This is a genomic window from Pseudoalteromonas sp. SG44-17, from assembly GCF_014164235.1.
GTDB classification, from domain to species: Bacteria; Pseudomonadota; Gammaproteobacteria; order Enterobacterales; family Alteromonadaceae; genus Pseudoalteromonas; species Pseudoalteromonas rhizosphaerae.
On sequence record NZ_JACJEV010000040.1, the window covers coordinates 1 to 25,507 of the forward strand.

Consider the following 25,507-nt stretch of genomic DNA (forward strand, 5'->3'; position numbering starts at 1 on the left):
CAGGATTTAAAGCAAAAAGAAAAGCTGGATAAAAGTGCAGATAAAATCACGGAGTTCTTAGCGACCCACGAGGAAAAAACGGGCAGCAAAGGCAAGCCCATTAAAAGTAATATTACCGACCCTGAAAAATTCATCGGGAATGAATTTTAACAGCGAAGCTGGCCTGAAGCCACAACCAAAAATACACTCGATTCTGCGGTTACTTAAAAGATTGCAAGGTATGCCCACTGCAACAGCAATGTATGCGAAAGCCACCTATAAAAACAGGACGGCAAGTTCAGTTTAAAAATAATGAATCGCGTAAAAAGCTAAGCTATATCGACAAAATGAAGGTCAAAATAGACAGCCCAATCGGGCGACGGCAGCTTTTTATTGACGGAATGGCAAACGACTTGGCTGTATAGAGCCTGCTTTCCTTTAAATAAACAGCGGAATATTACAGTTAACAAAGGTATGAATAAATTGACCTTACGCGACAAACGAAAGTGAATGCCCAGTGGCAACTGTATTGCTTAGTTCATAATATAGAAAAGCTGCAAAACACGATACATTAATAAAGGTAAGCTGCTACCTCTGCAAATAAGCCACTTAAACACCTGTCATACCTTCCAAAACGCCCATTAAAGCAACAGTAAATCCTCTTTTTATATTTTACGTAAAATAGAAGTAACCGATTGAATCAAAATAGGAACTCAGCTATGGTTAATGCATCAATAAAAATAAATTAAAAACGAGTTATTCTACAGGCTCGTTATGTTTACATTTGTAGCTTGATGGCTATGTTGATATCAAAGAGAGAAGTATGAAATTATTATATGTATTTATGTTATTTATCATTACTGGTAATTCACAGGCAGAAGAATTAAAAAAAATCGAAGCGCTTGGTGGAAAAGTGTCAATTCTTGCCCCACAAAACTTTGGGAAAATGCCTTCTGATATCCTAGAAATAAAATACCCGGCATCAAGAAGACCTAGTGAAGTATTAAGTGATAAAACGGGAGGTGTAACATTAGCCTTTAATCACACAAACAACGCAATGCAACCATCACAAGTTAAAGATGCTCACAAATCCATATCCAAAATGTTTCATAGCATGTACCCGTCAGCAACTTGGTTAAGAGATGAGGTAATTGTTCAAAATGGTAAAACCTTTATGGTTATGGAATTAATCACTCCCGCAATAGATACCAAAATCCATAACATTATGTACGGCACTTCTGTTGATGGGCGTTTTTTATTAGCGGCATTTAATACTACCACTGAACAGGCTGACGAGTGGTTACCTATAGGTAAGAGAATAATGACTTCACTGTCTATAAAGTAAACATAACACATATGAGCCTTAACTCTATCAATAGGCACTAGTATTTTATTTGACCGTTTTTATTCAGTGACGGTCAATTCTAAACCAATAAACAAATTCGTTTACTTCGTCTGTCTATGTGGCTGTTAAGCAAGTAGCTTATGGCAAATACATATAAGGGTCGCTGCGCAATAATCCTTACGTTATTAGCACAGCATTTACTTATACTCCTTTAAAGCGCAGCGCCTCTTAACCTATTTGTGAATAATTCAATTAAAAGTTTTTTGCACAAAGAGCAGAGAAAGAGAAGTAAATGAGGGTTATTTTAAAGGCTAATATCAGCATGCGTAAAACACGATGCATTAATAAAGGTAAGCCCTTATCACCTCAAATAAGCCACTCAAACACTTTTAAAAACGCCAATTAAAGCAACAGCAAATCCTGTTTTATATTTTATGTGAAAGTCAGTTGTCGATTGAATCAAAATAGGAACTTGGCTATGGTTTATGCATCAATAAAAATAAAAACGAGTAATTTTGCAGGCTCGTTAACCTTACTGAGATTATTTATCAGAATTATGCGAAATTTTTCTAAAATTCATCTACTAACAATACTTGTATTTGGGATATTGTCATTTAAAACACTTGCCCACGACCAACCAGGTGCCTACGAAATAATTAATCTTGCTGATGATTTTTACTCTGTATATCAGTCAAGCAAAAAGTTATCCCCTGAAAAGAGAGCAGAGCGGTTTTCACAATATTTTACCACTCAGTTTGAACCCTTTTATAGTAATAAGAACTTTGTTAAATCCATTGAAAGTTTCAGTGAGATAGAAAAAGTATACTTATTAAAAAGCAATCAGCTATCTAAGGATTTAAATGGCAGCATGGAGTCATTTATTGCTATTTTTGCAGATTTTAAATCTGAAACACCAATATATATACTTCATTCGCTCGGTAGGTTTAATGGTGCAACACGTGATTTGAAGGGTAAGTCTTACTTAATGTTTGGTGTAGATCTAATGGCTAAATACTATAACTGGAATAATGACACCCCATTTTTTCATCATGAGTTATTTCATGTCTATCATGAAAACTTTTTTCAATGTAATGATGAACTCTGGTGCTCGCTTTGGACTGAGGGCTTAGCAACGTATGTGTCACACCAGTTGAATTCGTCCGCGAGTAATGATGAATTGATGCTAAACATACCTGACAGTATGATTAAAAATGTCCGCTCTAGACTGCTTTATTCGCTTACTGATCTTAAGAGAAAGTTTTACTCCAAAAACCCTGAAATATATTCTTCATTCTTCAATCTCAGAAAGGATGAGACAAATTTGCCATATCGCAGAGGTTATTACTTAGGCTATATTTTAGTTAAATAAATAGGCAAAGATTACAGTATAGAAGAGTTGGCTAAAATGGAGAAAAAGACCGTAGAGCTATTATTACTAAAAGAACTTGATTCATTCATTGAATCGGAAGGCTAACAAATAATTAAACTGGGACTTAAAACAGTTTATTTTCTTCGTTCCTCAAAATTCTAACAAACTATTTTAAGCTCGTTAATGTCGATATTGGTGCGTCAGGCTAGGCTTGATCCATCTTACAGAGTGTAAGACCCTGTCGGGTAAGGTTTAACCAACCACCTGTATTGAGTTTTGCGCATTTGGCGGAGTGCGGGATTAGCAATGGCTTTTCAGCTGTGAAGACTGCACCACACGAACAAGATTGGTGAAGCGTACACAGAGAATTATAGGCATAGGGATTATCGTGATTCTGAAGTGCTGGTATCGCTCCGATAAATATTAGATCTGACTGACGAGGTTTGCAACCCCATCGAAGTCCATGCAAAACAGCCGTATTGGTAAGGCTATGGCGAGTCAGCGGGGTTTTAAAGCCGTGGCATGTATAAAGAGATGGTTTGAGATGTTATGGCTCTTTCGTTGGGTAAGGAGTCAAGCCTGACTTATCCTGCCAAAATAAATTCATTCCAATCAATTTTGCTGAATAATTTTAGCCTTGCTAATTTATCATCAACCTCCATATCTATAAAATCGTAAGGTGGTTTTTTTATGCCAACACGCTACAAAAAAGGAGATAACAATCGTTCGACAAAAAAACAAACCTAGTTATATCGAGCCTGATGAATGTATCCAAGTTAGAGGTGCACGGGTTCACAACTTAAAAAACATTGATGTTGATTTGCCCCGTAATGCCTTGGTGGTTTTTACTGGTATTTCTGGCTCAGGAAAGTCGTCATTGGCCTTTGGCACTTTGTTTGCGGAATCTCAGCGTCGTTACCTAGATTCTGTTTCGCCTTATGCCCGTCGCTTGATTGATCAAGTAGAGGAGCCAGATGTTGATTCAATCGAAGGGTTACCGCCAGCAGTAGCACTGCAACAGCAGCGAGGAACTCCATCGGTGCGCTCCTCTGTCGGTAGCGTTACCACGATTTCTAATGGCTTGCGCATGCTTTATTCCCGTGCAGGGCAATATCCAACAGGTCAAAATATACTTTACGCTGACGCCTTCTCGCCAAATACCCCAGAGGGCGCTTGTGAGCGATGCCATGGTATAGGTCGTGTATTTGAAGTGACAGAGAAGTCGTTGGTACCAGATGACAGCAAGACCATTAGGGAACGCGCTATCGCGGCATGGCCGCCAGCATGGCAAGGGCAAAACTTATTGCGTATTTTGATTGCATTGGGCTATGAAGTTGATACTCCCTGGAAAAAATTGCCGCAAAAAACGCGGGATTGGATCTTGTTTACCGATGAAACCCCTGAAGTGCCGGTTTATCGAGACTACAATATTAGCCAAATACGAGAAGCAATTGATAAAGGGGAAAAGCCCAATTACATGGGGACCTATACAAGCGCCAAACGTTTTATTTTGCAGTCATTTGCTACAACGCAAAGCCCGCGCACCAAAAAGCGGGTGTCGCAGTTTATGCAGATTTCTCAATGCCCCGAATGTCAGGGTAAAAAACTCAAACAAGCGTCACTGTTGGTTAAATTTGCTGGACTTGATATTGGTGAATTGTCGCAATTGACGCTGACTGAGTTGGCGTTGCGGTTAAAGGATACAGCTAATAACAAACCCGCGGATAACACCGTTAATCGAGAAAAAGCCATCGTCGCACAGCGTATTGCCAGCGATATTCTTACTCGTGTTGAAGCGCTTACTCGACTTGGTTTGGGCTATTTGTCGCTAGAACGTGGTACGCCCTCGTTATCTCCGGGCGAACTACAGCGCCTGCGCCTTGCAACGCAGATCCGCTCTCAACTGTTTGGTGTCGTTTACGTATTAGACGAACCCTCAGCCGGTCTGCATCCCGCTGATACTCAAGCATTGCTAGGTGCCTTAGATGAATTAATCGCAGCGGGTAATTCAGTATTTGTGGTAGAGCATGATGTTAGCGTTATTCGCCATGCAGATTGGATTGTTGATGTAGGTCCCAATGCTGGAACCCACGGCGGAGAAATTATTTACAGTGGTCCGCTTGAGGGCTTAAGCGAGGTAACCGAGTCTCACACTGGTCGATTTGTGTTTAATAAAGATGACAGTGCAGCACATAGGCCAAGACAGCCGAATGCTTGGCTCAAATTAGTTCAGGTTAAGCGAAACAACCTGAAGAATATCGACATTGAGTTTCCGCTAGGGCTTATGACTAGCGTTACCGGTGTATCGGGTTCAGGAAAATCGAGTTTAGTCAGTCAGGCGCTGGTGGAGCTTGTGTCTGATGCCCTTGGTCAGCAAAATACCGTCGAGGCACCCAATGATGAGACTGATTTACTTGAGGAAGAATTAGAAATCGCCACCAGCGGTAAAATTGTTGATGGCATACAGCACATCCGACGTTTAGTGACCGTGGATCAGAAAGCTATTGGCCGCACACCACGCTCAAACCTTGCCACTTACACCGGTTTGTTTGATCATGTACGTAAGCTATTCGCCGCCACACCCAAAGCAAAAGCGAGGCGCTACAACGCAGGGCGTTTTTCGTTTAATGTAGCTAAGGGGCGTTGTTCGAATTGTGAAGGTGTAGGATTTGTGAGTGTCGAATTGTTGTTTTTGCCTAGTGTTTATTCGCCTTGTCAGGTATGCCAAGGGCAGCGTTACAATGACGAAACGCTCGATATTACTTATCGAGATAAAAATATCGCTGAAGTGCTTAATTTAACCGTTGAAACTGCCCGTGAATTTTTTATGGATGAGCCTTTAATAGCGCGCGCTTTGGATGCCTTGTTGCAAGTGGGGCTCGGCTACTTAAGGCTTGGTCAGCCTGCTACCGAATTATCGGGCGGTGAAGCGCAACGGATAAAATTAGCTACTGAGTTGCAACGGGCGCAACGCGGTGACACCTTGTATATTCTCGATGAACCCACTAATGGCCTTCATCCCGCAGATGTTGCTATGTTGATGTTGCAATTAAATGGTCTGGTAGACGCAGGTAACACCGTAATCATGGTTGAACACGATATGCAGGTCGCGAGCCGTAGTGACTGGGTCATTGATATTGGTCCTGGTGCGGGCGATGAAGGTGGGAATATTGTTGCTCAAGGACCACCGGCCAATGTCGCTAAGTCAAAGGCCAGCCAAACAGCACCCTTTTTGTCGCCTTAGCATTAGCCTGACTTTAGGTTATCGACGTTTTTCTTTACTTAAGTTGGTGATTAATTGCGATGTTGCGCTGCCCCGTATACCACCATAAATAGGCATGGTGTTTTCGGGGGGCGCTGGACGCGACAGCAAAGTGGGTATTATCAGTCAAAATACCATGGTTGGGGTTAAAACCTAACCAACCTGTACCAGGTAAAAAACCTCTGCCAAGCGTGCAGTTCATCGAAGGGGTTTCCATATCAAAATAGAAATAGCCGCTGACAAAACGCACGGCAATGCCAAAATGGCGCAGCAGATTAATTTGCATCTAAGACAATTCACTACAAGATCCTTTGTTAATTTTAAAGGTTTCATTAGCGGGTAATGGTGGGCTATCTTCGCGATATTCAATACTAAAATCTTGGTGTATCTAGGTGATATAGAGCTTGAACGTCTCACTAAAAATCAGTGATATCTACTCATTTAAAAACGTTGTGTGAGTGATGATATAAAAAGGGATGATTTTTAATCTAAAAGAGCAAGCTTGGTAACACAGTTTTGGTTGCTCAATAAAAGTGGCTGTCTAGTTTGATTTTTATGTTTTCTAAAAGAGTTGACTGAGACTATAACAACTAAAAGATAACCCACACTTACTATACAAAAAAGCTTCTGTACTAGTACAAAAGCTTTTCTTATTAAGATAAATTGAATCGAACTAAGCTGAAAATTCGATAAAGGTTTATCAAGCAAGCTTTAATCATTATGGGGTGAGCTGGTCACAGACTTCAAATGTGTGCTCAACAACATCATTTGAGTTAGCACGTAAATCTAATTGCCATTCTTCCTTACTATCATAATCTCCTTTTTCGGTGTTTTTTATCCAAGTAACAGGATAATCATCTGTATCAACACGATATAAAAAAGGTGCGAATAGTGAAAACTCAATGGTTTTGCCAATGGTAATTGTTTGAGAGCTATAGACGCGCTGATCTAATTCTCCCCCTTCTAACGTGAAATCTAATGCGTTAAATCTAAGCTCAAGCTCAGTAGGGCCACTATATCCTCCACAAGCAGTTATACCAATACGGACATTCTGCTTAATAAATGCTGTTTTTGTTCCTAAGTCAATAATAAAGTGGTTGGCAGTTACCTGCTGCTCTCTCACAACGTTAGCAGACATAAATGGAGAGCTAAAACCCATAATGCTAAATTTCTTCTCTGCTCCTACGCCTATTACTGTTTGATAATAGCCATTATCATCCGTAGAGAAATATAAACTGTCTGTTATTGCTTCACTTGAAAAGAGAGCGACATTAGCGAGGCCGCGCCTTAAAGAATCAACCAAACGACCGCTAACAGTGCCAAGCCAGCTAACATCATGCATAGAAACAGCAATTAAAATCTGCTTTACAACCGTATTACCTGCATAGTCCGTTACACTAACCGAAGCAGTATAAGTACCAAAGGTTAGTGGCGTAAATGAGGTTATCGCTTCAGTGGTATTCGCTAGAGTTGAATTACTAAGTCTTGGTTTACTCAACAATAAGCAAGACAATAAGCAAGACACTCAGCCTAAAATTTGGTCATTGTATTTCCCTGTGTGTACGCCGTACTGTTTTATGCGGTGAAGACCGTTTTACAGGTCAGTCCTACGAGCACCGCAGAGGCTGGGTAGAAGATAAACTACTCAAATTGGCTAAGTAAGGTAGTTGCATTGATGTGTGTGCGTATGCAGTGATGAGTAATCACACGCATTTAGCACTTAAGTTGATGATAAAAAGCAAATAGACTTAATGACAAAGCTATAATTCTACGCTGGCATAAGCTGTGTAAAGCTACGTTATTGACGAAAAAGTATTTGCAAGATGTAAAATTGAGTAAAACAGAGCTCACCTTTTTGAATCAAACGATTGAGCAATACCACGAGCGTTTAAGTAGCATTAGCTGATTTATGCGCTTATTAATTTTAAGTTATTTATATTTTTAAGTGTCTGTTTTTTCAAAATGCGCAATTAGGCGCTCGAGTAACTTTCTAATCGCGATAGATTGATGTTTGCGAGAACGGTATATGGCGTAAATACCTAAGGACGCTGGCTCATAGTTGGGGAGCACATGAACCAGCTTTTTATCATTGATCAACTGTTGTACGGCATGTTTAGGTTGCAAAGAGATACCGCGTCCTTTGAGTGCTGATTGAAGTAAGAGCATTGATTCATTCGCACTGAAGTTGCCGGCGACTGAAGTAACAACCGCGAGTTCTTCTTTGCTGAAATGCCACAAACTTTTTCCAAAATTAGAATAAATTAAGCAATTATGTTTGGCCAAATCATCAGGGTAAACAGGGTAACCAAAACGATTTAGGTAATCTTCGGTGGCGCATAACACTGAGCGGCAACGACCCAGCGGGCGTGCAATGATATTGGGGTCTAAGTCGTTGGTAATACGTATTGCTAGATCGATTCTATCTTCAACTAAATTAGTTACTTGGTTACTGATATGAATATCTATATGTACTTTGGGATACTCATCTAAAAACTGATCAATTACTGCTGGCAATAAATTAGCGGCGACAAATTGAGAGCAAGAAATACGGATCGACCCTTCAGGTTGTGCGACATGATCTTGCTCTAAAGGGATAGACACTTGTTTGGCTAAATCTAATAACGACAGACAATTTACAAAAGCTTTTTCACCTGCGGCGGTGAGCGTGAGTTTACGCGTAGAGCGATGTAATAACTGACTATTCGCCCAACTTTCCATTTCGCTTAAGTACCTAGTTACCATCGAGCGCGACATATCTAACGAATGCGCTGCGCTGACCATACTACCTTGCTCGACAATTCTAACAAAGACTTGAGCTGCGGTGATCCTGTCCATTTTATTTCCTATATGTTCGATATATGCAATTAACTATTGCCTGTTGTGATGTTTATTGCAACATATTTGCAATTTATACTTGTTTCATAAATTTAATACTGCTGACAGGAAAATAAAATGAAGACCTTGCATTTCATTATGGATCCGCAGTGTGGTTGGTGTTATGCCGTCGCACCGCTGATTGATGAACTCACTCAATTAACAACAATAGATATTAAGCTGTATGGCGGCGGCTTATTTTCAGGGGCTAATAAACGTCAGTTATCAGCTGATTTTCATCAGCAAATAATCGCCATGGATAACAGGATCACGAGTTTAACGGGGCAAGTATTTAGTCCAACTTATTATGAAACGTTATTAGATGATAAGCAGCGAATTTTAGATTCAGATACGCCGATCACGGCGCTATTAGCTGGTGGATCTTTAGGTCTTAATACTGTTGCCATGCTGCATAGAATGCAAGTTGATCAATTTGTACTTGGCCGTTCTCAGTCTGATATAGCTAATTTAGCTAACATAGCCACTCAACTTGGTGCTAGCTCTAGGGCTTTTTTAAATGCGTTTGACCTTTTTAGTGGCGAAAAAACGCAGCAGCAAATAATTAAAGCGCGGCAGATGTTGAATTTAGTTGGCGGTAGTGGGTTTCCAACACTTGCGTTTGAGCACAGCGATGGCGCATTTACTAAATTAGACCACTCGCGTTATTACGGTCAGCCACAGCAGTGGTTAGCTTATGTAAAACAATTAATTAATACGATTGATTAACCAATAATTTTACACGTTTAAAAACACCCAATTTACTCGCTAAATGAGCGACATTTTAGAGGCTACTATGACATTTTTATCTAAATTAATTCAGGCAAGCACGCTTGCTACAATGATGGCAGTATCTGCCAATGCGGTTAGTGCAACACTTGAAACCAGTGTGTTTAATCCACAACAAAAAAGCACGTTCCCAGTTAGTTCGGTGTTGATCAGCGGTCCAACCGAAGCGGTTTTAGTTGATGCGCAATTTCAGCGTAATGACGCACAATCAGTGGTTGAGTTGATTAAAAAATCAGGTAAAAAATTAACCACTATTTACATTAGTCATGGTGATCCTGACTATTATTTTGGCTTAGACGTGATCACCGAGGCCTATCCTGATGCTAAGGTATTATCAACTGCTAAAACCCGAGATTATATTAAAGCGTCAATGGCGCCTAAAAAGGCTTATTGGGGGCCAATTCTTAAAGAAAACGCACCGCAAAAACTAGTTTTGCCAGAAGTATTGCAAGGCGACACCTTATTGGTTGATGGTGAAAAAGTGAATATTGTTGGTCTTGACGGTCATGATCCAAAACATACTTTTGTATGGATCCCTTCGACTAAAACTATGTTGGGTGGTGTTGTGGTATTTAACAACATGCATGTTTTTTTAGCAGATACGCAAACACCTGAATCACGTCAAAGTTGGTATAAAACCCTTGATGTTATTAAGCAGCTGCATCCTAAAACTGTGATCTCTGGTCATATGTTAGGTGATAAGCCATTGACTATTGAAGCGGTGCACTTTACTCGCAAATACATTCAAGACTTTGAAGCTGCAGCCAAGTCTTCAGCTAATTCAAGTGAATTGATGAGTAAAATGAAAGCAAGCTATCCAAATATTGGCGGCGATAGCGTATTGGCGTTAAGTGCCAAAGTTATTATGGGCGAGATGCCTTGGGGCTAATTACTACAGCTTAAATTTATTTAGGGCTTTTCAAGCTGCTTGCAGTTTGAAAGGTCTGTTCAACTCTTTGTACAGGCTTCATTTCATGGGGGGAATTCCGCGAGTAATCACGATAGTAATGGCTTTGGCTATGCTTCAAGCATGCAGTACCACTGCCAAAATATCGTCATTAGAACATTACAATAGTTTTAATCTGGAGACTAAATCGATGACCAATCTTGATATTGTAAAAAGTACTTATGAAGGTAAGACCTCAGAAGAAAACGGTAAAAACCTCAAGCGTTATATAACAAACGAAACACAATGGACGGAAGCCGCTGGTTTTCCATATGCCGGAACCTACCAAGGCTTTGATGAAATTGAAAAAAATGTATTTGTACGGTTAGGCAGTGAATGGAATGGTTATAATTTTGCGGTAGAAGACTATGTTGCTGCTGGCGACAAGGTGTTTGCTTATGGTAGCTATAGCGGAACCAATAAAGCCACAGGCAAATTTTTTAAGGCCAGAGTCGCCCATTTATGGATACTCAAAGAGGGTAAGATCATCAGTTTTGAACAATTTGTTGATAGTAAAACCGTTAGCGATGTCATGTAAAAAAGTAGTTTTTTAATAACAACTACAAGTATGTTGTAGGTGCGCTTTTATTTCGTACTCTCGTGCATAAAAAAAGCGTTGCCAATAGGCAACGCTTAAGTTCAACTCTGTAGCACCTAGCACCTAGCACCGATTATTTAGTCAAATAATCCAGCACCACTTGATGATGGTCTTTGGTTTTAAATTTATCGAAAAAGTGCTTTATTGTTCCGTCTTGGCCGATCAAGAAGCTTAAACGGTGAATACCGTCGTACTCTTTACCCATAAACTTTTTGTAGCCCCATACGCCGAATGCTTCTGCAATCGCGTGATCTTCGTCTGAAAGTAGGTCAAAGTTTAATTCTTTTTTGGTTTCAAAGTTCTTTAATTTTTTTACCGGATCAGGGCTGATACCAACCACGCGGGTATTTAGCTGTGCTAACACGGCTTTTTCATCACGTAAGTTTTCAGCTTGCACGGTGCAACCAGGTGTTGATGCTTTTGGATAAAAGTACACTAATACTTGCTGCTCTTTTAATAGCTCTGCAAGGACGATTGTTTCGTCATCTTGATTTTGTAGGCTAAAAGCGGGTGCTTTGTCACCGGCTTGTAATGGATTAATTGTGTTCATGCTTTGCTCCTTAGCGAATGCGTCGAAATATGTAATCTACGTTTAGAGTACGCGACAGATCTTCAAATTGGACTTTAAACGTATCAATGTCAACCTCAACAGGAATGTTAAACTCCAGTTCACAGCGCATTTTTGTATCTTTTTCTTCGTCATAGGTATCTGACTTTAAAGAACAAATACTAATGTGGTTGTCGGCAAAAAAGCGGGTAACTTTACTTAACGTGCCTGGTGTGTCGATACCTGTATATTCGAGGGTGTAGCCGGCACAAAATTCACTTTGAGTATGACTGGCTGTCCGCTTCATCATAGTGAGTAAGCCCAGCTCCATGCCTTTGAGGGGCAGGGTGTGTTCAATGCGGCTGATTGCCGACATATCACCTGATAACAGCATAATAAATGTAAATTCATTGCCTAAGATGGCAATGCGACTATCAATAATATTACAGTGACAGTCACTGACTAATTGGGTTAATTCACTGACAATACCAGGGCGATCATCGCCAATAGCAGTTAAAACGATCTGATGATTTGAAAAAGCAGTCATGAATTCAAGTACCTAGGTTATATTATTAATAACAATCAGAGTAAGCTGAGCCGGCAATTACCACCACACGGCGGCGAAGTTTAACACAAAACAATCGCTAAACTACAGGCCGAGATAATTAAGCTGTTATTAAAGCACGGTGTTTCTTGTTTTTAGTGGCATGGGAAAGTACCATAGTTAAAATTTTGCATATAGACTGGCTTACATTTACGTTTAGCCGTGCCCTAAAGTAACGGGGTTTGCATAAAAACAAGATACGTAAAGTTAATATTGGCTTTACACTGAACCAAATCGGCATAACCCACTCATATATTTGTTAAAACAATTAAGGGTATGCTAAGGAGAATTATCTGTGCAGTATTGGATCCCAAAAGCGCTTGCTGTAAGCGTATTGGTTAGCTTGTCAGGATGTGGTGTGTTCACTGACGAAGCGCATCAAAAACGTAATTACCGTGCCAGTGAGCCGGTACAAGTGCCAGGACAATTGGCTCAGCCAGCTTTAGACCCCATTTATAAAATGGATGTGGCAGAATATAATAATGATCCGGATTCAACAAACTATCGTCCCCCAGCACAAGTATTAACTGTGGCAAAAGGCAGTTGGGTTGAAGAAGGTGATAAACAAGCACGCGTTTATTTTGATAAAAACGATGGTATTGCAAATTTAGATGAGTTTATTTGGGATTCAGTACACGCTGTGTTAACTGAGCATCAAACAAAGGCAATCAAACAAGATAAGTCATTAGGTTCGATTGAAACTGACTGGTATGCGATTATCAAACCCGAGGAAGGTTGGTTGTGGAATAGCGATACCGCTGTATCTGAGCAACGTTTTATTTTTACTATTGAAGAGAAGTCACATCAGCGTACTGCTTCGTTAAGCGCTAAGCTAGCGGAATACAATAGTAAAGATGTGCCATTGACGCCAATTTTGCAACAGCAACTAGAAGTGCGTGCACTAAATCAAGTTGTGGCTGAATTTGATTATCGTTATCGTCAACTTGAAGTTGAAATTCGCAAACAACAAGGCATTATTTCGTTGGAAATGGGCTTTGACAATAAAGGTAATGCGGCGCTGGTAACGGAACAGGATTACTCATTAATATTTGATCGTTTCTCAGGGTTCCTTGAGCGCTTGTCGTTTACGATTGTTGAAATTGACCAAGATCGTGGTTTGATCACAGCTGATTACAACAAACCTGAATCAAGTGTTTGGGATTCAATTTGGGGTGAAGAGCTTGCTGAATTACCGATTGAAAATGGCCAATATCAAATTTTAGTCAGTCGCACCAAAGAAGGTGGTACTAGCTTAACGTGGATGGACGATGAAGGCACAACGTTAGAGCCTGGTACGATGAATGACTTACAACAAGCGTTAGAAAGTGCTTTGCGTCAACGCGGTATTAAAATTTAATAATAAATAATAATAACACCACAAAAAGAGCTTTTGCTCTTTTTGTGGTTTTTACAGGTTGAAAACAATGTCTAATCTAACTTCCTCTCACCCGCAGTTTGACTTTAAGATATGGTTTAATTTTTTAGTTCCGTCTCTGATTGGGGTTCTCTTATTCATGACTCCAGTGCCAATGGACGGGGCAATGACTATTCCTATCGCTGTTATGGCAAAAGCGGTGCAAGCTCATATTACATCGTATGCCGATACGTTGATTACATTAATTATTTGTACTACAGGTGTTTTATCATTGATATTCAAGGTTTTTAAGCCTGCGGTATTAATGAAATCTACTATTTTAAAGCATCTTTTTGATGTGCATTGGCTTTGGCTAGTGATCCGTTTATTTGGTATGGCGTTTATTATCTTAACGGTTTTAAGCATTAATAATCCGGATTTTAAATCGACATTACCAGAGTTTTTAATTCCGCTTTTCGATGGTATTACATCAGGAAGTACCGGTGGCTTAGTGCTAAAAGATTTATTACCAGTGCTATTTTCGGTGTTTATTTTAGCGGGCTTATTACTGCCTTTATTGTTAAATTTTGGTTTGCTGGAGCTAGTAGGCACGTTATTAACTAGAGTAATGCGCCCGTTATTTGGCGTGCCAGGACGAAGTGCTGTTGATTGTGCAACCTCTTGGTTAGGCGATGGCAGTGTGGGTATTTTAATGACCGCGCGCCAATATGAAGAAAAGCATTACACTCAGCGTGAAGCTGCGATTATCGGTACTACATTCTCTGCGGTATCAATTACGTTTTGTTTGGTGGTATTAGGCCAAGTAGGACTAGAAAAATTATTTGCCCCATTTTATTTAACGGTTTGTTTAGCGGGAGTTGTTGCTGCGCTGATCGTGCCACGCATACCGCCATTGAGCTTTAAGAAAGATATATATATTGATGGTAGTCAGCCTGATCAGCACAAAGAGCGCGTGCCGCATGGCAAAAATGTGTTTAAACATGCCCTACATGTCGCGCTGCACAAAGCTAAAAACTCACCGGGCTTTGCAGGTACAATGAAAGAAGGCATTCACAACGCATTGGATATGGTGTTTGCAGTATTACCTGTAGTGATGGCTGTGGGCACATTCGCATTAATTATTGCTGAATATACGCCGATATTTGCTTATTTAGGTAAACCGTTCATCCCATTTTTAGAGTTATTACAAATACCAGAAGCAGAAGCTGCCGCGCAAACGATCATGGTTGGCTTTGCGGATATGTTTATTCCATCAATCTTAGCTGCTGGCACGATTGAAAGTGATGTTACTCGCTTTATTATTGCGGCAATGAGTGTAACCCAGTTAATTTACATGTCAGAAGTGGGCGCGCTTTTATTGGGTAGTAAAATCCCGGTAAATATATTTGAATTGTTTGTAATATTTATTCTCAGAACCTTGATCACGTTACCCGTTATTGCTCTGATGGCACATTGGTTGGTTGGCTGATTCTGCCTGTTTTTTATTTGCAAGAAGCCCTGATTAATCAGGGCTTTTTTATGGTTGTTTTAAAGTGGTTTATCAATCAATAAAATTGCTTGAGCGGCGGGCAGGGGTTTGGCTTTTAAGAAGCCTTGGCCAAAATCACATTGAGTTTTTTGCAATATGGCGAGTTGCTCTTGCGTTTCAATTCCTTCGGCTACAACATCTAACTTAAGTGATGATGCCAATGACAAAATGGCATCAACTAATGGCGTGGCGGTGTCTTTAAGACGGTCAATAAAGCTCTTATCAATTTTTAGCACATGAATTGGCAGTTGGTGTAAGTAACCCAAAGAAGAGTATCCGGTGCCAAAATCATCTAAACATAACTTTACTTTTAATGGCGCTAACCCTTCAATTATCTTGGTTGCTAATTCTAAGTTTTCGATCAAACCTGATTCGGTGATCTCTAAACATAAGGAGCCTAATGCTAGCTCATATTTATTATAAATAGCATGAATTTGCGAGATAAAGTCTACACTTGCAAAGTGTCGTGAGGAAACATTCACCGTCACACGCAAGAAACGTTTACCTTGTTGTTGCCAAGCAGCTATTTGTTTTCCTGCCAGATCTAATAAATGCAGGTCGAGATTAATTATTTGCCCAGTGTTTTCTGCTATTGAAATAAAATCATTAGGTGAAACAAAGCCTTTGCGTGGGTGGTGCCAACGAACGAGTGCTTCAAAACCTACAACGTTACATTGCTGTATAGCAAAGATCGGCTGATAATATAACTCAAATTCATGATGCTCAATGCCATGTTGTAGATCATTTTCTATATCTGCGTGACTTTTAAGCTTTTTACGCATGGTGTTATTAAAAAATCTGACTTGGCCACGGCCTGTTGATTTAGCTTCGTACATTGCAGCATCTGCATGCTGTAATAACTGATAGGCTTTATCATTTTCGTTTTCGCAAAATGCAACGCCAATACTAGTAGAAGCTTGCAGTAAATGGCCATCAATATTAAGTGGTTTAGCGAGTACTTTTTTAATCCGCTTTAATGCATCATTAACTTGGTTTTTATGAGTGATGTTTTCCATAAAAATAGCAAACTCGTCACCACCGAGTCGTGCGAATGTATCGGTATTTCGAATTGTGCCTTTAATTAACTTACAAATGGCGATTAAAAAGTGATCGCCCACTTCATGCCCTAAAGAATCATTGATGCTTTTGAAGCGGTCGAAATCTAGATACAGCAACGCATGATATCGCCCTTTGGGTGTTCGAGTTAGCCGTAAGATGCCGTGCTTAATGCGGTCAATCAGTAAAGAGCGATTAGCAAGCCCAGTTAATTCATCATGCAAAGCGCGATGTTCAAGTGCTTGGCGAGATAGTTGTCTGTCGATAGCCATACTAATTTGGCGGCTGACATACGTCAGTAGAGCGAGGTCATGATCATTATAATGGTGAGTTTTATCGTAACTTTGTACTACGATCACACCACTTATATGTTCGCTTACTTTAAATGGAACACCAAGCCAAGATTCTGACTGGCGGCCTACCATTTTAAAATGGCCATCATTTATATGTTGTTGATATTCTTTTTTATTTAATAGTAATGGCTGTTCGGAATTTAAAAGGTAATAGGATGCGGTATGTTTTAGTTGCTCTTTTGATATTTTTTTATGAGCATTTGAACGTACTCCTTCCTCGACAATGTAAACAATATCGAGGATATCGATATTTTTGTTGTATAGCCCTACCAAAAAGTTATCAGCGCGTAGCAAGTTGGTCATAATGCCATGCAATGCTTCTAAAAAAGTATCTAAGTCATTGGCTTGATAGGTTAAATTTGCTATTTGTAAGAGCGTTCCTTCTAGCTTTTGTGCAGCATTTAATTTACTCACCGTTTGTTGCAAGTTCTCAACAGTATTGACCTGATTTATTTTGGCACTGAGTAAATGCGCAACGGTGGTTAAAATTTCAAGATGGGCATCACTAAAATAGTTACGCACCGGGTGCTCGCAGTCTATAACTCCTAAAACCTGCTGCTTATAAACTAATGGTACACATAGTTCAGACATTGCAGGGCGTACATCTGCGATATAACGGCTATCAGTACTGACATCACCAATGATAACAGCGCGACCTGTAGAAGCAACATAACCAGTAATGCCTTGATTAAATGCGATAGTTTTTCGTTCTACGGCATAGTTACTATCTGCAGGTGACACTCCCATTGATGCGACTTCATGTAAGGTTGTAGCACTTTCATCGGCAATATAAATAACACAATCGACAAAGCCTAACCGCTTAACTACTTCAGTGGTCACGTAGTCGAATAATTCATCGAGTTTATCTAACTGTAATAAGCTTGAAGAAAACTGATTAATAATACTCAGTTGCTCGGTTTTTGCATCAAGCGCTGAAGATAAGTCTACTTTATTCTGCATATGCCACGCGTGAATATACCGTTTTGTGTCATTGATATACTTATAGATTAACGGAATGTTAACGTTTAGACAAAGAATAAATAAAATTAACGAGGTATGTTTGTAAAGGTAAACGCACGCCAAACGATTGATGAACCAGTGTTTTCATTCTATCTGTTGATAAAAAGCATCAGGAAAAACCGCAATAAAATCTTTACTCAGATAGGGCATATGCATATGATCAACTAAATTCAGCCGAGGAAACAAGTAATGACAAAGCAAGCCTTCGACACTCAGTCAACGTTAACTATCACTCGTCCAGATGACTGGCATGTTCATTTACGTGATGGGGATCAACTAAAAGATACAGTGCGTGATATTAGCCGCTATATGGGACGCGCTATTATTATGCCAAACTTAGTTCCTCCGGCAACCTGTACTGAAACTGCTTTAGCGTATCGCGACCGTATTATGGCGGCCGGGCCACAAGGAAATTTTGAGCCATTAATGGTGCTTTATCTAACAGATAATACGAGCGCGGATGAGATTAAAAAAGCACATGCAACTGGTAAAATTGTTGCTGCTAAAGTGTATCCAGCAGGTGCGACAACAAATTCTGATTCTGGTGTAACATCAATTAAAAAGATTTACCCAGCATTAAAAGCCATGCAAGAAGTCGGTATGTTATTGCTGATCCATGGTGAAGTGACAGATTCATCGATTGATATATTTGATCGTGAAAAAGTATTCTTAGAAACTATTTTAGTTGATGTTGTACAAGACTTCCCAGATTTAAAAATTGTGCTTGAACACATCACCACTAAAGATGCCGTTGATTTTGTAAATAATGCCTCTGATAATGTGGCTGCAACCATTACTGCACATCATTTATTGTATAACCGTAATCATATGTTAGCGGGAGGGATCCGCCCACATTACTACTGTTTACCAATATTAAAGCGTAATACACACCAACAAGCACTTATTAGTGCTGCGATCAGTGGCAGTGCTAAGTTTTTCTTAGGTACAGATTCGGCGCCGCATTATAAAGATAAAAAAGAAGCCGCATGTGGATGTGCCGGTGCATACACCGCTCATGCTGCACTTGAGTTATACGCTGAAGCATTTGAGGAGGCCGGAGCGCTTGATAAGCTTGAAGGCTTTGCAAGTCATTTTGGTCCAGACTTTTATGGTTTAGCACGTAATGCAGATACTGTTACCCTTATAAAGCAACCATGGACAGTGCCAGCAAGTTACCCATTAGGAAATGATCACGTGGTGCCAATTAAAGCCGAAAGTACAATTGATTGGCTGATCAAATAACCATAGAGTAAGTAAAGCACAGCTGAGAAAGGTGTGCTTTTTGTATTAAAATTAATCACTTGAACAGTTTTATTGAGTTGATGTTAAAAGCATTAAAATAATTCTGAATTAATAGAGCTAAAACAATTATATTGTGTTAACCTTAACTTGCTTTGAGTTTTTGCGTATTGAATTTTTTGGTTAATGTGCGGCGTGTAAGGTTTCCGGTTAATGGTTATTACTTCTTCCTGTACTTTATCCCAGCGATTTATTGGGCATTCACTCAGGGAGGATATAGCCAATCTGGCTGAATTTTAATTATTGACTTACAGGAAAATTTGGTATGTCAAACACGGTTACTGGTAAAGTTAAGTTCTTCAACGAAGCTAAAGGTTTCGGTTTTATTGAACAAGAAAATGGTCCTGACGTATTCGTACATTTCAGCGCTATTACAGGCTCAGGTTTTCGCACTCTAAGCGAAGGCCAACAAGTGTCTTTCGGCATCAAGCAAGGCCAAAAAGGCCCTGAAGCTGAGAACGTAGAACTAGCATAATTTTTATTATGTGAACCTAGGTTCAACTTGGTGAAACAGGACTCTGTTTCACCATAATTTCCCCCTCATCAAATTCTTTTTTAAAATAAACTTTCTACCGCTACTTTTTAAATTCAATAAATATACACTAAATTCTGAATGCTATTTCACTAGACCAAATGCTGCTCAATACAAGCGGTGTACATCTTTGCGTCCCTCAATAAACTTTTTATACCAACTGTATACAGTTAGTCAGCTACTCAACACCAATAACGATGATGTTTTTAATTAATACCAATCGACTTAAATATTTAACCATTCTAGCGAGCTAAATAAAGCGCTAACTGCGTTATAATTTTTTCAAGTAGAACAACTACATGTCAAAAGTTACGCCTTGTTATCACTGTATTTATATGTCGCTATAAATGGTCAGTAACTTAACACGATTGGTATAAATTAGTATTTAATTAGATAATGCTATTTTACCTCTGATTGTTCATAGACAAGTTTGGCACGGTTAGTAATCGGTATAAAAGAAATTGGGTATATAGCGTTATTATTTCGAATATATTGGTAACATTTACAGTGCGCCTTTAAGTCTTGTAGATAAAAAACAAATATAACTTCTGTTTGTAAAATTGCGGCTACGTTTTCTTTTAAAGGTCGGGTGCTTGTTTTTTGTACGAAACACCTAGGTTATTGCTGCATAAAAAGGCTTTTTTACTGAATGATTACGCTTATTCGAAATTATTATGAACTTTTTTTAACCCTGCTTGATTACACATAAAATGTTACATTAATGTTTTCTCTTTCATTAAGGGAGGTAAAACTGTTGTTAGTAAGCGGCTTTCATCCTATATGAAAATCCACCTCTGTTACATTTATGTTAATCCTTTGTTTTTTGTGTTTTAGTTTGCAATGATTGAATTAATTTATTTATGGTTAATTCCAAACATCAAGTTGACAGCGTGCATTGCATTTAGCATTATTGGAGGGTTGATATCTATTAAAAGATATCAGGGTTGTCTCCTTCGGGAGGTAATTAAATTATAAAAGTAACATTACTTAATTGGTTGGGAACTATGTCTGTTAAAATCAGAAAGAGTCTTGTAGCAACTGCGTTGGTTGGCGCTTTTGCATTCGCAAGCAGCAATGTGATTGCAGATCCTTTGAATGACGTGCAAAAAGCAGGTCTACAAATTCAAACGGCTGCGGTTAAGTCTCAAACTAAAATTGACAATGTATATGGTCAAACTCAAGAGCTATTAGCTGAGTACCGTAGCGTTGTTGATGAATCTGAGCTATTAAAAGTATACAACGATCACGTTGCCCGTTTGGTCGCTGACCAAAACGCGTCAATTGAATCGTTTGACCGTCAAATCGCTACGATCGACAACACAAAACAAAACGTTGTGCCTTTGATGTATCGCATGATCGATACGCTCGAGCAATTCATCAAAGCGGACGTTCCGTTTAACAGTGACAATCGTTTGGCGCGTGTTGAAAGATTACGTGAAACAATGGTTTCTTCTTCTGTTACTACTTCAGAGAAGTTCCGTCAAGTGTTAGAAGCGTACACTATCGAAGCTGCATATAGCTCTTTAGTAGCTGCTTCACAAGGTACTTTAGAAGTTGATGGCAAGAGCATTAACGTTGATTTCGGCCAACTTGGTCGTATCACTTACGTTGCTCAATCGTTTGACTTAAAGCACGCATGGGTATGGGATAACAATACTAAACAGTGGAAAGAATTAGGTGATGAATACCTAAAACCTGTTAAAGAAGTTATTCGTATGGCGCGTAAGCAAGCGACATTAGAACTTGTTAAACTACCAATCTTTGGCGCGGAGTAATCAATAATGAAGAAACTATTTAAAGGTTTTGCTGTTGCAGCAGTACTATCTGTTTCTGCAGGTACCGCGCTTAATGCACATGCAAATACCACTGCTTTAGATAAAATTCTTGAGCAAGTAAAGCAAGAGCGTATATCTGAAGGCAAAATCAATAAGCAACGTGAGCAAGAATTCTTATCAGATCGTGCTGATAAGCAAGCGTTACTTAATAAAGCAAAAAGCCAATTAGCTGCTGAAAAAGCTCGTGGCGATCGTTTAACTAAAGAATATGCACAAAACGAAAATACTTTAGCTGAGAAAGAGGCTGCTCTTCAAAGCGCACAAGGTACGTTGGGTGAAATGTTTGGTGTTGTACGTCGTGCTGCGCAAGATGCAATTGGTTCAATCGAAGCATCACTTGTTTCTGCTGAAAAACCTGGCCGTGCTGAAATCTTACGTTCATTAGCTGCTGCTAAAGAACTACCAACAGTTCGTGAACTTGAAGAGCTTTGGATTTCACTACAAACTGAAATGACTGAGTCAGCTAAAGTTTCAACATTCGAAACTGAAGTTGCAGGTCTTGACGGTAACGCGACAGTTAAGAAAGTAACACGTATCGGTAACTTCAACTTAGTAACAGACGATGGCTACTTAATCTATTCGCCTGAAACTAAATCAATTCAGCCTTTAGGTAAACAGCCTGATGGTTACATCCTTGCTGGTATTAAAGACTTAGAAAATACGTCTTCTGATAACTATGCTGGTGTATACGTGGATCCGACTCGTGGTGCTATCTTACGTATCAATACACAAAAAGCGACACTTGATGAATACTTCCACCAAGGTGGCGTAGTTGGTTACATCATTACTGCGTTATTAGGTTTAGGTATCTTAATCACACTAGTACGCTTTATTGACCTTACACTTACTCGTAGTAAGATTAATAGCCAGCTTAAAAACGTGTCTACACCGAATACAAATAACCCACTGGGTCGTATTCTTAAAGTGTATCATGACAATAAATCGCAAGATGTTGAAAACCTTGAGCTTAAACTTGATGAAGCGATTCTTCGTGAAACGCCACGCATTGAAGCTGGTATCAATATCATTAAAATCCTTGCTGCAATCGCCCCGTTACTTGGTCTACTAGGTACGGTAATCGGTATGATCTTAACGTTCCAAACAATCACATTGTTCGGTACAGGTGATCCGAAGATCATGGCAGGTAACATCTCTCTAGCACTTGTAACTACTGCGCTAGGTCTAATTGCTGCACTACCACTTATTCTTCTTCACGCTGTTGTTGCGGGTCGTAGTAAGTCGGTATTACACATCCTTGATGAGCAAAGCGCAGGTATTATTGCTACTCACGCGGAGAAGGAGAAAGCCTAATGCTAGTCCTGATGGAGATCTGGGAATCTATCAGGGATTTTGTTGGCACAGGCGGCCAGGTTTTATACGTGGTCGCGATAGCACTCTTTCTTATGTGGGTTTTAATGATTGAGCGCTATTGGTTCTTACTTGCAGAATTTCCTCGTTTATCGTCGGAAATTGTAGCAAAGTGGGATGCCCGCCAAGACACTACGTCTTGGTACGCACACAGAATCCGTGAAGCATGGATTTCTGAAGCGTCTGAAAAATTAGATCAGCGTATGTTGTTGATTAAAACATTAGTAGCTGTTTGTCCTTTAATTGGCTTACTTGGTACAGTAACAGGCATGATCGCGGTTTTTGAAACCATGGCAAGCCAAGGTACAGGTAATGCACGTTTAATGGCATCAGGTATTTCAATGGCAACAATCCCAACAATGGCTGGAATGGTTGCGGCATTATCTGGAGTATTCTTTAGCTCACGCCTTGAGGCAAGAGCGAGAATGGTGAAAGCCAAGCTTGTTGATAGTATGCCTCATCACTAGAGAGAGAATTAAATATGGCACGTAAACAACGTTTTCGTGAAGAAGAAGATGCAACGGTAGATATGACACCGATGCTTGACATCGTATTTATCATGCTTATTTTCTTTATCGTAACTACATCGTTCGTTAAAGAGGCTGGTATCGAGGTCAATAAACCAAAAGCGGCCCAAGCTACGAAGCAAAAAAATGCTAACATTTTTATTGCAATTCGTGACAACGGCGAAATCTGGATTGATAAACAGCAAGTTGATGTTGAACGTGTTTCAGCAAAAATTGAAAGTTTATTAGCAGAACAACCTACTGAAGTTGTAATTTTGCAAGCTGACAAAGATGCAAAACACGGCGTAGTGGTTAAAGTTATGGACCAGATCAAAGCGACGGGCGACAACCTGAGAATTTCAATAGCTGGAGATCAGTAATGATTCGTTTTCTGTTTTCACTGATTGCAGGTGGGGCAGTTACTTTCGGCTTGTTCTACTTCATGGCCTTCCTCATCTCTGGTGGGGCTGACCGTAATACGGAACAAAAAGAGCAGATCATAGTCGAAATTATGACGAATCCGCCTGAATCTAAGGTGCAGGAACGGAAGCGAGTACCGCCTCCGCCGCCTCCACCGCCAAAGCAGCCGCCTAAACCGCAGCCGCCACAGCCGGAAAACAACAACCCAAATCCAGGTGCTATGTCATTTAACATGCCAAGCATTAATGTGGGAAGTTCGGCAGGTGGTCTAAGTGGTCCAGGGGCATTCGGACGAGACGGTGATGCGACACCAATCGTTCGTATTGAACCAAAATATCCAACACAAGCAGCACGTGATGGCAAAGAAGGTTGGGTACAACTTTCATTCTCAATCGATGAATTGGGTGGGGTTACTGATGTTGAAGTAATCGACGCAGACCCTAAACGTATTTTCGATAGAGAAGCTAAACGCGCCTTGAGCAAGTGGAAATACCGTCCTAAAATTATTGACGGTAAGCCACAAAAGCAAGTTGGCTTACAAGTTCAGCTAGACTTTAAAATTAACCAAGGCAATTAAGGAGGCAAGTAATGAGAAATTTATCTAAAGTAACAGCACTTGCGGTACTTATGTCTTTCTCGGGTGCAGTATTTACTGCACCGGTTCTAGCAGCGCCAGATCCCGCGAAAATTGAAGCGCGGAAGAAAGCAAAAACTAGAATCATGGGTGAGCGCACTGGTAAAAAAGTTATAAAAGCGTTTGACTTATATAACGAAGAAAAGCTAGACGAAGCAATTGCTTTACTTAAAGAAATTGATGCATCAGATGATTTCGATAAAGCAACAGTTAATCGCTATTTAGGTAGCATGTATGCACAGAAAGAGCAGTACAAGACTGCGATTAGTTACTTACAATTAGCTGTTGCCCCTGATGTTTTGAACTTTGCAGATCAAGAACAAAGTTTAAAAACATTAGGCGATATGTATGCTGGTACTGAGCAGTATGAAAAAGCCAAAAATGCTTATGTTGCATGGATGGACTTTACTGGTGAAGAAGATGCAACGGTTTATACTCGTATAGCCCAAGCTAATTACCAGTTACAAAAGTTCAAAGATGTTTTTGCACCTGCAGATAAAGCAATTAAACTTCAAAAAGAGCCTAACAAAGGCCCTTACCAATTAAAATTAGGTTCTTATTTTGAACTTAAAGACTATAAAAATATGGTTAAAATTGGTGAAGAAATTGTTCGTATCTGGCCAGATGATAAAAAAGCATGGGTAAGTTTAGGTAAATACTACCTTCAGACGGAAGACTACAAAACTGGTCTTGCGACGATGGAAGTAGCTTACAAAAACGGTTATTTTGAAACTGAAGTTGATTATAAAGTTTTGTCTAACTTCTATTCATTGAATGAGATCCCTTATAAAGCCGCTAAGGTTTTAGAGAAGTCTATCGATGATAAGATTGTGAAGCGTAATAAACAAAATATCAGTGCAGTGGCAAGTAACTACCATCGCTCAAAAGATATTGCAAAAGCAGCTAAGTACTATGAAGAAGCGGCAAAATTTGATGACGATGCTGAGCTTTATCGCAAAGCAGGTTCATTACTTTTACAATCGCAAAATTATAGTGCTGCCGTTGTTCGTCTGAACAAGGCGCTTGAATTTGGTTCTGATAAGAAAGGAACTATTTATTCAGATTTAGCGGAAGCTTATTACTATCAAGAAAAGTATAAGCAAGCTTATGCTGCAATTACTAAAGCAATGGATGACCCTCGCACGCGTAAGTTTGCGAAAGGTTGGTCTGTATTTATTAAAGATAAAGCCGCTCGCAACGGTGTTAAGATTTAACTTTAATTCGCTATAGCAATTTATAAAAAGCCCCTATGGGGCTTTTTTTATTGGATT

Annotated in this window: 23 protein-coding genes and 1 pseudogene; 18 read left to right on the top strand and 6 right to left on the bottom strand. The window is 39.7% G+C overall.

The window, feature by feature from the left end:
• Positions 1-227: 227 nt before the first annotated feature.
• The 4 genes from H5182_RS22415 to H5182_RS19450 all read left to right on the top strand — a co-directional run bounded on the left by H5182_RS22415 (position 228) and on the right by H5182_RS19450 (position 5,937).
• Complete coding sequence (locus H5182_RS22415) at positions 228-404, top strand: hypothetical protein (protein WP_259398333.1); 177 nt, start codon at positions 228-230, stop codon at positions 402-404.
• A 398-nt stretch (positions 405-802) separates the two neighbouring features.
• Positions 803-1,324, top strand: a complete 522-nt coding sequence (locus tag H5182_RS19440; RefSeq protein WP_145241529.1) for a hypothetical protein — start codon at positions 803-805, stop codon at positions 1,322-1,324.
• 478 nt (positions 1,325-1,802) lie between these two features.
• Complete coding sequence (locus H5182_RS19445; RefSeq protein ID WP_182760472.1) at positions 1,803-2,693, top strand: hypothetical protein; 891 nt, start codon at positions 1,803-1,805, stop codon at positions 2,691-2,693.
• A 715-nt stretch (positions 2,694-3,408) separates the two neighbouring features.
• On the top strand, positions 3,409-5,937 hold the full coding sequence (locus H5182_RS19450; RefSeq protein WP_182760478.1) for an excinuclease ABC subunit UvrA: 2,529 nt from the start codon (positions 3,409-3,411) through the stop codon (positions 5,935-5,937).
• A 34-nt stretch (positions 5,938-5,971) separates the two neighbouring features.
• Here H5182_RS19450 and H5182_RS19455 read toward each other — a convergent pair whose 3' ends face one another.
• The gene (locus tag H5182_RS19455; RefSeq protein ID WP_145241534.1) at positions 5,972-6,241 is read right to left on the bottom strand and encodes a transglutaminase family protein; all 270 of its coding nucleotides are present in this window, start codon (positions 6,239-6,241) and stop codon (positions 5,972-5,974) included.
• Positions 6,242-6,673: 432 nt separating this feature from the next.
• Positions 6,674-7,453, bottom strand: coding sequence for a hypothetical protein (locus H5182_RS19460; protein ID WP_220497109.1), 780 nt, complete (start codon positions 7,451-7,453; stop codon positions 6,674-6,676).
• 2 nt (positions 7,454-7,455) lie between these two features.
• On the opposite strand from H5182_RS19460, the pseudogene H5182_RS22420 reads away from it, so the two are divergent.
• A pseudogene (locus H5182_RS22420) lies at positions 7,456-7,858 on the top strand (transposase); the annotation flags it as partial.
• Positions 7,859-7,896: 38 nt separating this feature from the next.
• Here H5182_RS22420 and H5182_RS19465 read toward each other — a convergent pair.
• Positions 7,897-8,790 (bottom strand): LysR family transcriptional regulator, encoded by an 894-nt coding sequence (locus H5182_RS19465; RefSeq protein WP_145241538.1) that lies wholly within the window; start codon positions 8,788-8,790, stop codon positions 7,897-7,899.
• A gap of 117 nt (positions 8,791-8,907) precedes the next feature.
• Between H5182_RS19465 and H5182_RS19470 the strand changes: the two genes are divergently transcribed.
• From H5182_RS19470 to H5182_RS19480, 3 genes are all read left to right on the top strand, one after another.
• Complete coding sequence (locus H5182_RS19470; protein WP_182731890.1) at positions 8,908-9,555, top strand: DsbA family protein; 648 nt, start codon at positions 8,908-8,910, stop codon at positions 9,553-9,555.
• Positions 9,556-9,622: 67 nt separating this feature from the next.
• The gene (locus tag H5182_RS19475; RefSeq protein ID WP_182731891.1) at positions 9,623-10,504 is read left to right on the top strand and encodes an MBL fold metallo-hydrolase; all 882 of its coding nucleotides are present in this window, start codon (positions 9,623-9,625) and stop codon (positions 10,502-10,504) included.
• A gap of 208 nt (positions 10,505-10,712) precedes the next feature.
• Positions 10,713-11,099: a nuclear transport factor 2 family protein gene (locus tag H5182_RS19480; RefSeq protein ID WP_149982971.1), complete on the top strand. Its 387-nt coding sequence runs from the start codon at positions 10,713-10,715 to the stop codon at positions 11,097-11,099.
• 133 nt (positions 11,100-11,232) lie between these two features.
• On the opposite strand, the gene bcp is transcribed toward H5182_RS19480, so the two are convergent.
• Together bcp and H5182_RS19490 are read right to left on the bottom strand one after the other, a co-directional pair.
• A complete protein-coding gene (gene bcp, locus H5182_RS19485) occupies positions 11,233-11,709 on the bottom strand; it encodes a thioredoxin-dependent thiol peroxidase (protein WP_145241547.1) in 477 nt (158 codons plus the stop codon).
• Between the two features lie 10 nt (positions 11,710-11,719).
• Positions 11,720-12,253, bottom strand: a complete 534-nt coding sequence (locus H5182_RS19490) for a glycine cleavage system protein R (protein WP_145241549.1) — start codon at positions 12,251-12,253, stop codon at positions 11,720-11,722.
• A gap of 352 nt (positions 12,254-12,605) precedes the next feature.
• Between H5182_RS19490 and bamC the strand changes: the two genes are divergently transcribed.
• Positions 12,606-13,667 carry an outer membrane protein assembly factor BamC gene (gene bamC, locus H5182_RS19495; RefSeq protein WP_145241551.1) on the top strand — a complete coding sequence of 354 codons (1,062 nt, stop codon included), beginning with the start codon at positions 12,606-12,608 and terminating at the stop codon, positions 13,665-13,667.
• Positions 13,668-13,734: 67 nt separating this feature from the next.
• Positions 13,735-15,153 carry a YjiH family protein gene (locus tag H5182_RS19500; RefSeq protein ID WP_182731893.1) on the top strand — a complete coding sequence of 473 codons (1,419 nt, stop codon included), beginning with the start codon at positions 13,735-13,737 and terminating at the stop codon, positions 15,151-15,153.
• A 59-nt stretch (positions 15,154-15,212) separates the two neighbouring features.
• On the opposite strand, the gene H5182_RS19505 is transcribed toward H5182_RS19500, so the two are convergent.
• A complete protein-coding gene (locus tag H5182_RS19505; RefSeq protein ID WP_182760474.1) occupies positions 15,213-17,582 on the bottom strand; it encodes an EAL domain-containing protein in 2,370 nt (789 codons plus the stop codon).
• 249 nt (positions 17,583-17,831) lie between these two features.
• Between H5182_RS19505 and pyrC the strand changes: the two genes are divergently transcribed.
• The 8 genes from pyrC (at position 17,832) to H5182_RS19545 (ending at position 25,450) form a co-directional block, all read left to right on the top strand.
• Positions 17,832-18,884, top strand: a complete 1,053-nt coding sequence (gene pyrC / locus H5182_RS19510; RefSeq protein ID WP_182760475.1) for a dihydroorotase — start codon at positions 17,832-17,834, stop codon at positions 18,882-18,884.
• Positions 18,885-19,206: 322 nt separating this feature from the next.
• The gene (locus H5182_RS19515) at positions 19,207-19,416 is read left to right on the top strand and encodes a cold-shock protein (protein ID WP_145241558.1); all 210 of its coding nucleotides are present in this window, start codon (positions 19,207-19,209) and stop codon (positions 19,414-19,416) included.
• A gap of 1,061 nt (positions 19,417-20,477) precedes the next feature.
• Positions 20,478-21,248 (top strand): DUF3450 domain-containing protein, encoded by a 771-nt coding sequence (locus tag H5182_RS19520; RefSeq protein ID WP_145241560.1) that lies wholly within the window; start codon positions 20,478-20,480, stop codon positions 21,246-21,248.
• A gap of 6 nt (positions 21,249-21,254) precedes the next feature.
• Positions 21,255-22,619: a MotA/TolQ/ExbB proton channel family protein gene (locus H5182_RS19525; protein ID WP_145241562.1), complete on the top strand. Its 1,365-nt coding sequence runs from the start codon at positions 21,255-21,257 to the stop codon at positions 22,617-22,619.
• Positions 22,619-23,143 (top strand): MotA/TolQ/ExbB proton channel family protein, encoded by a 525-nt coding sequence (locus tag H5182_RS19530; protein ID WP_145241564.1) that lies wholly within the window; start codon positions 22,619-22,621, stop codon positions 23,141-23,143. Before H5182_RS19525 ends, H5182_RS19530 begins: the two co-directional genes overlap by 1 nt.
• 14 nt (positions 23,144-23,157) lie before the next feature.
• Positions 23,158-23,562 (top strand): biopolymer transporter ExbD, encoded by a 405-nt coding sequence (locus H5182_RS19535; RefSeq protein ID WP_054205753.1) that lies wholly within the window; start codon positions 23,158-23,160, stop codon positions 23,560-23,562.
• Positions 23,562-24,179, top strand: a complete 618-nt coding sequence (locus H5182_RS19540; protein WP_145241566.1) for an energy transducer TonB — start codon at positions 23,562-23,564, stop codon at positions 24,177-24,179. The genes H5182_RS19535 and H5182_RS19540 overlap by 1 nt, the downstream gene beginning before the upstream one ends.
• Before the next feature lie 11 nt (positions 24,180-24,190).
• On the top strand, positions 24,191-25,450 hold the full coding sequence (locus tag H5182_RS19545; protein WP_182735409.1) for a hypothetical protein: 1,260 nt from the start codon (positions 24,191-24,193) through the stop codon (positions 25,448-25,450).
• Positions 25,451-25,507: the final 57 nt, after the last annotated feature.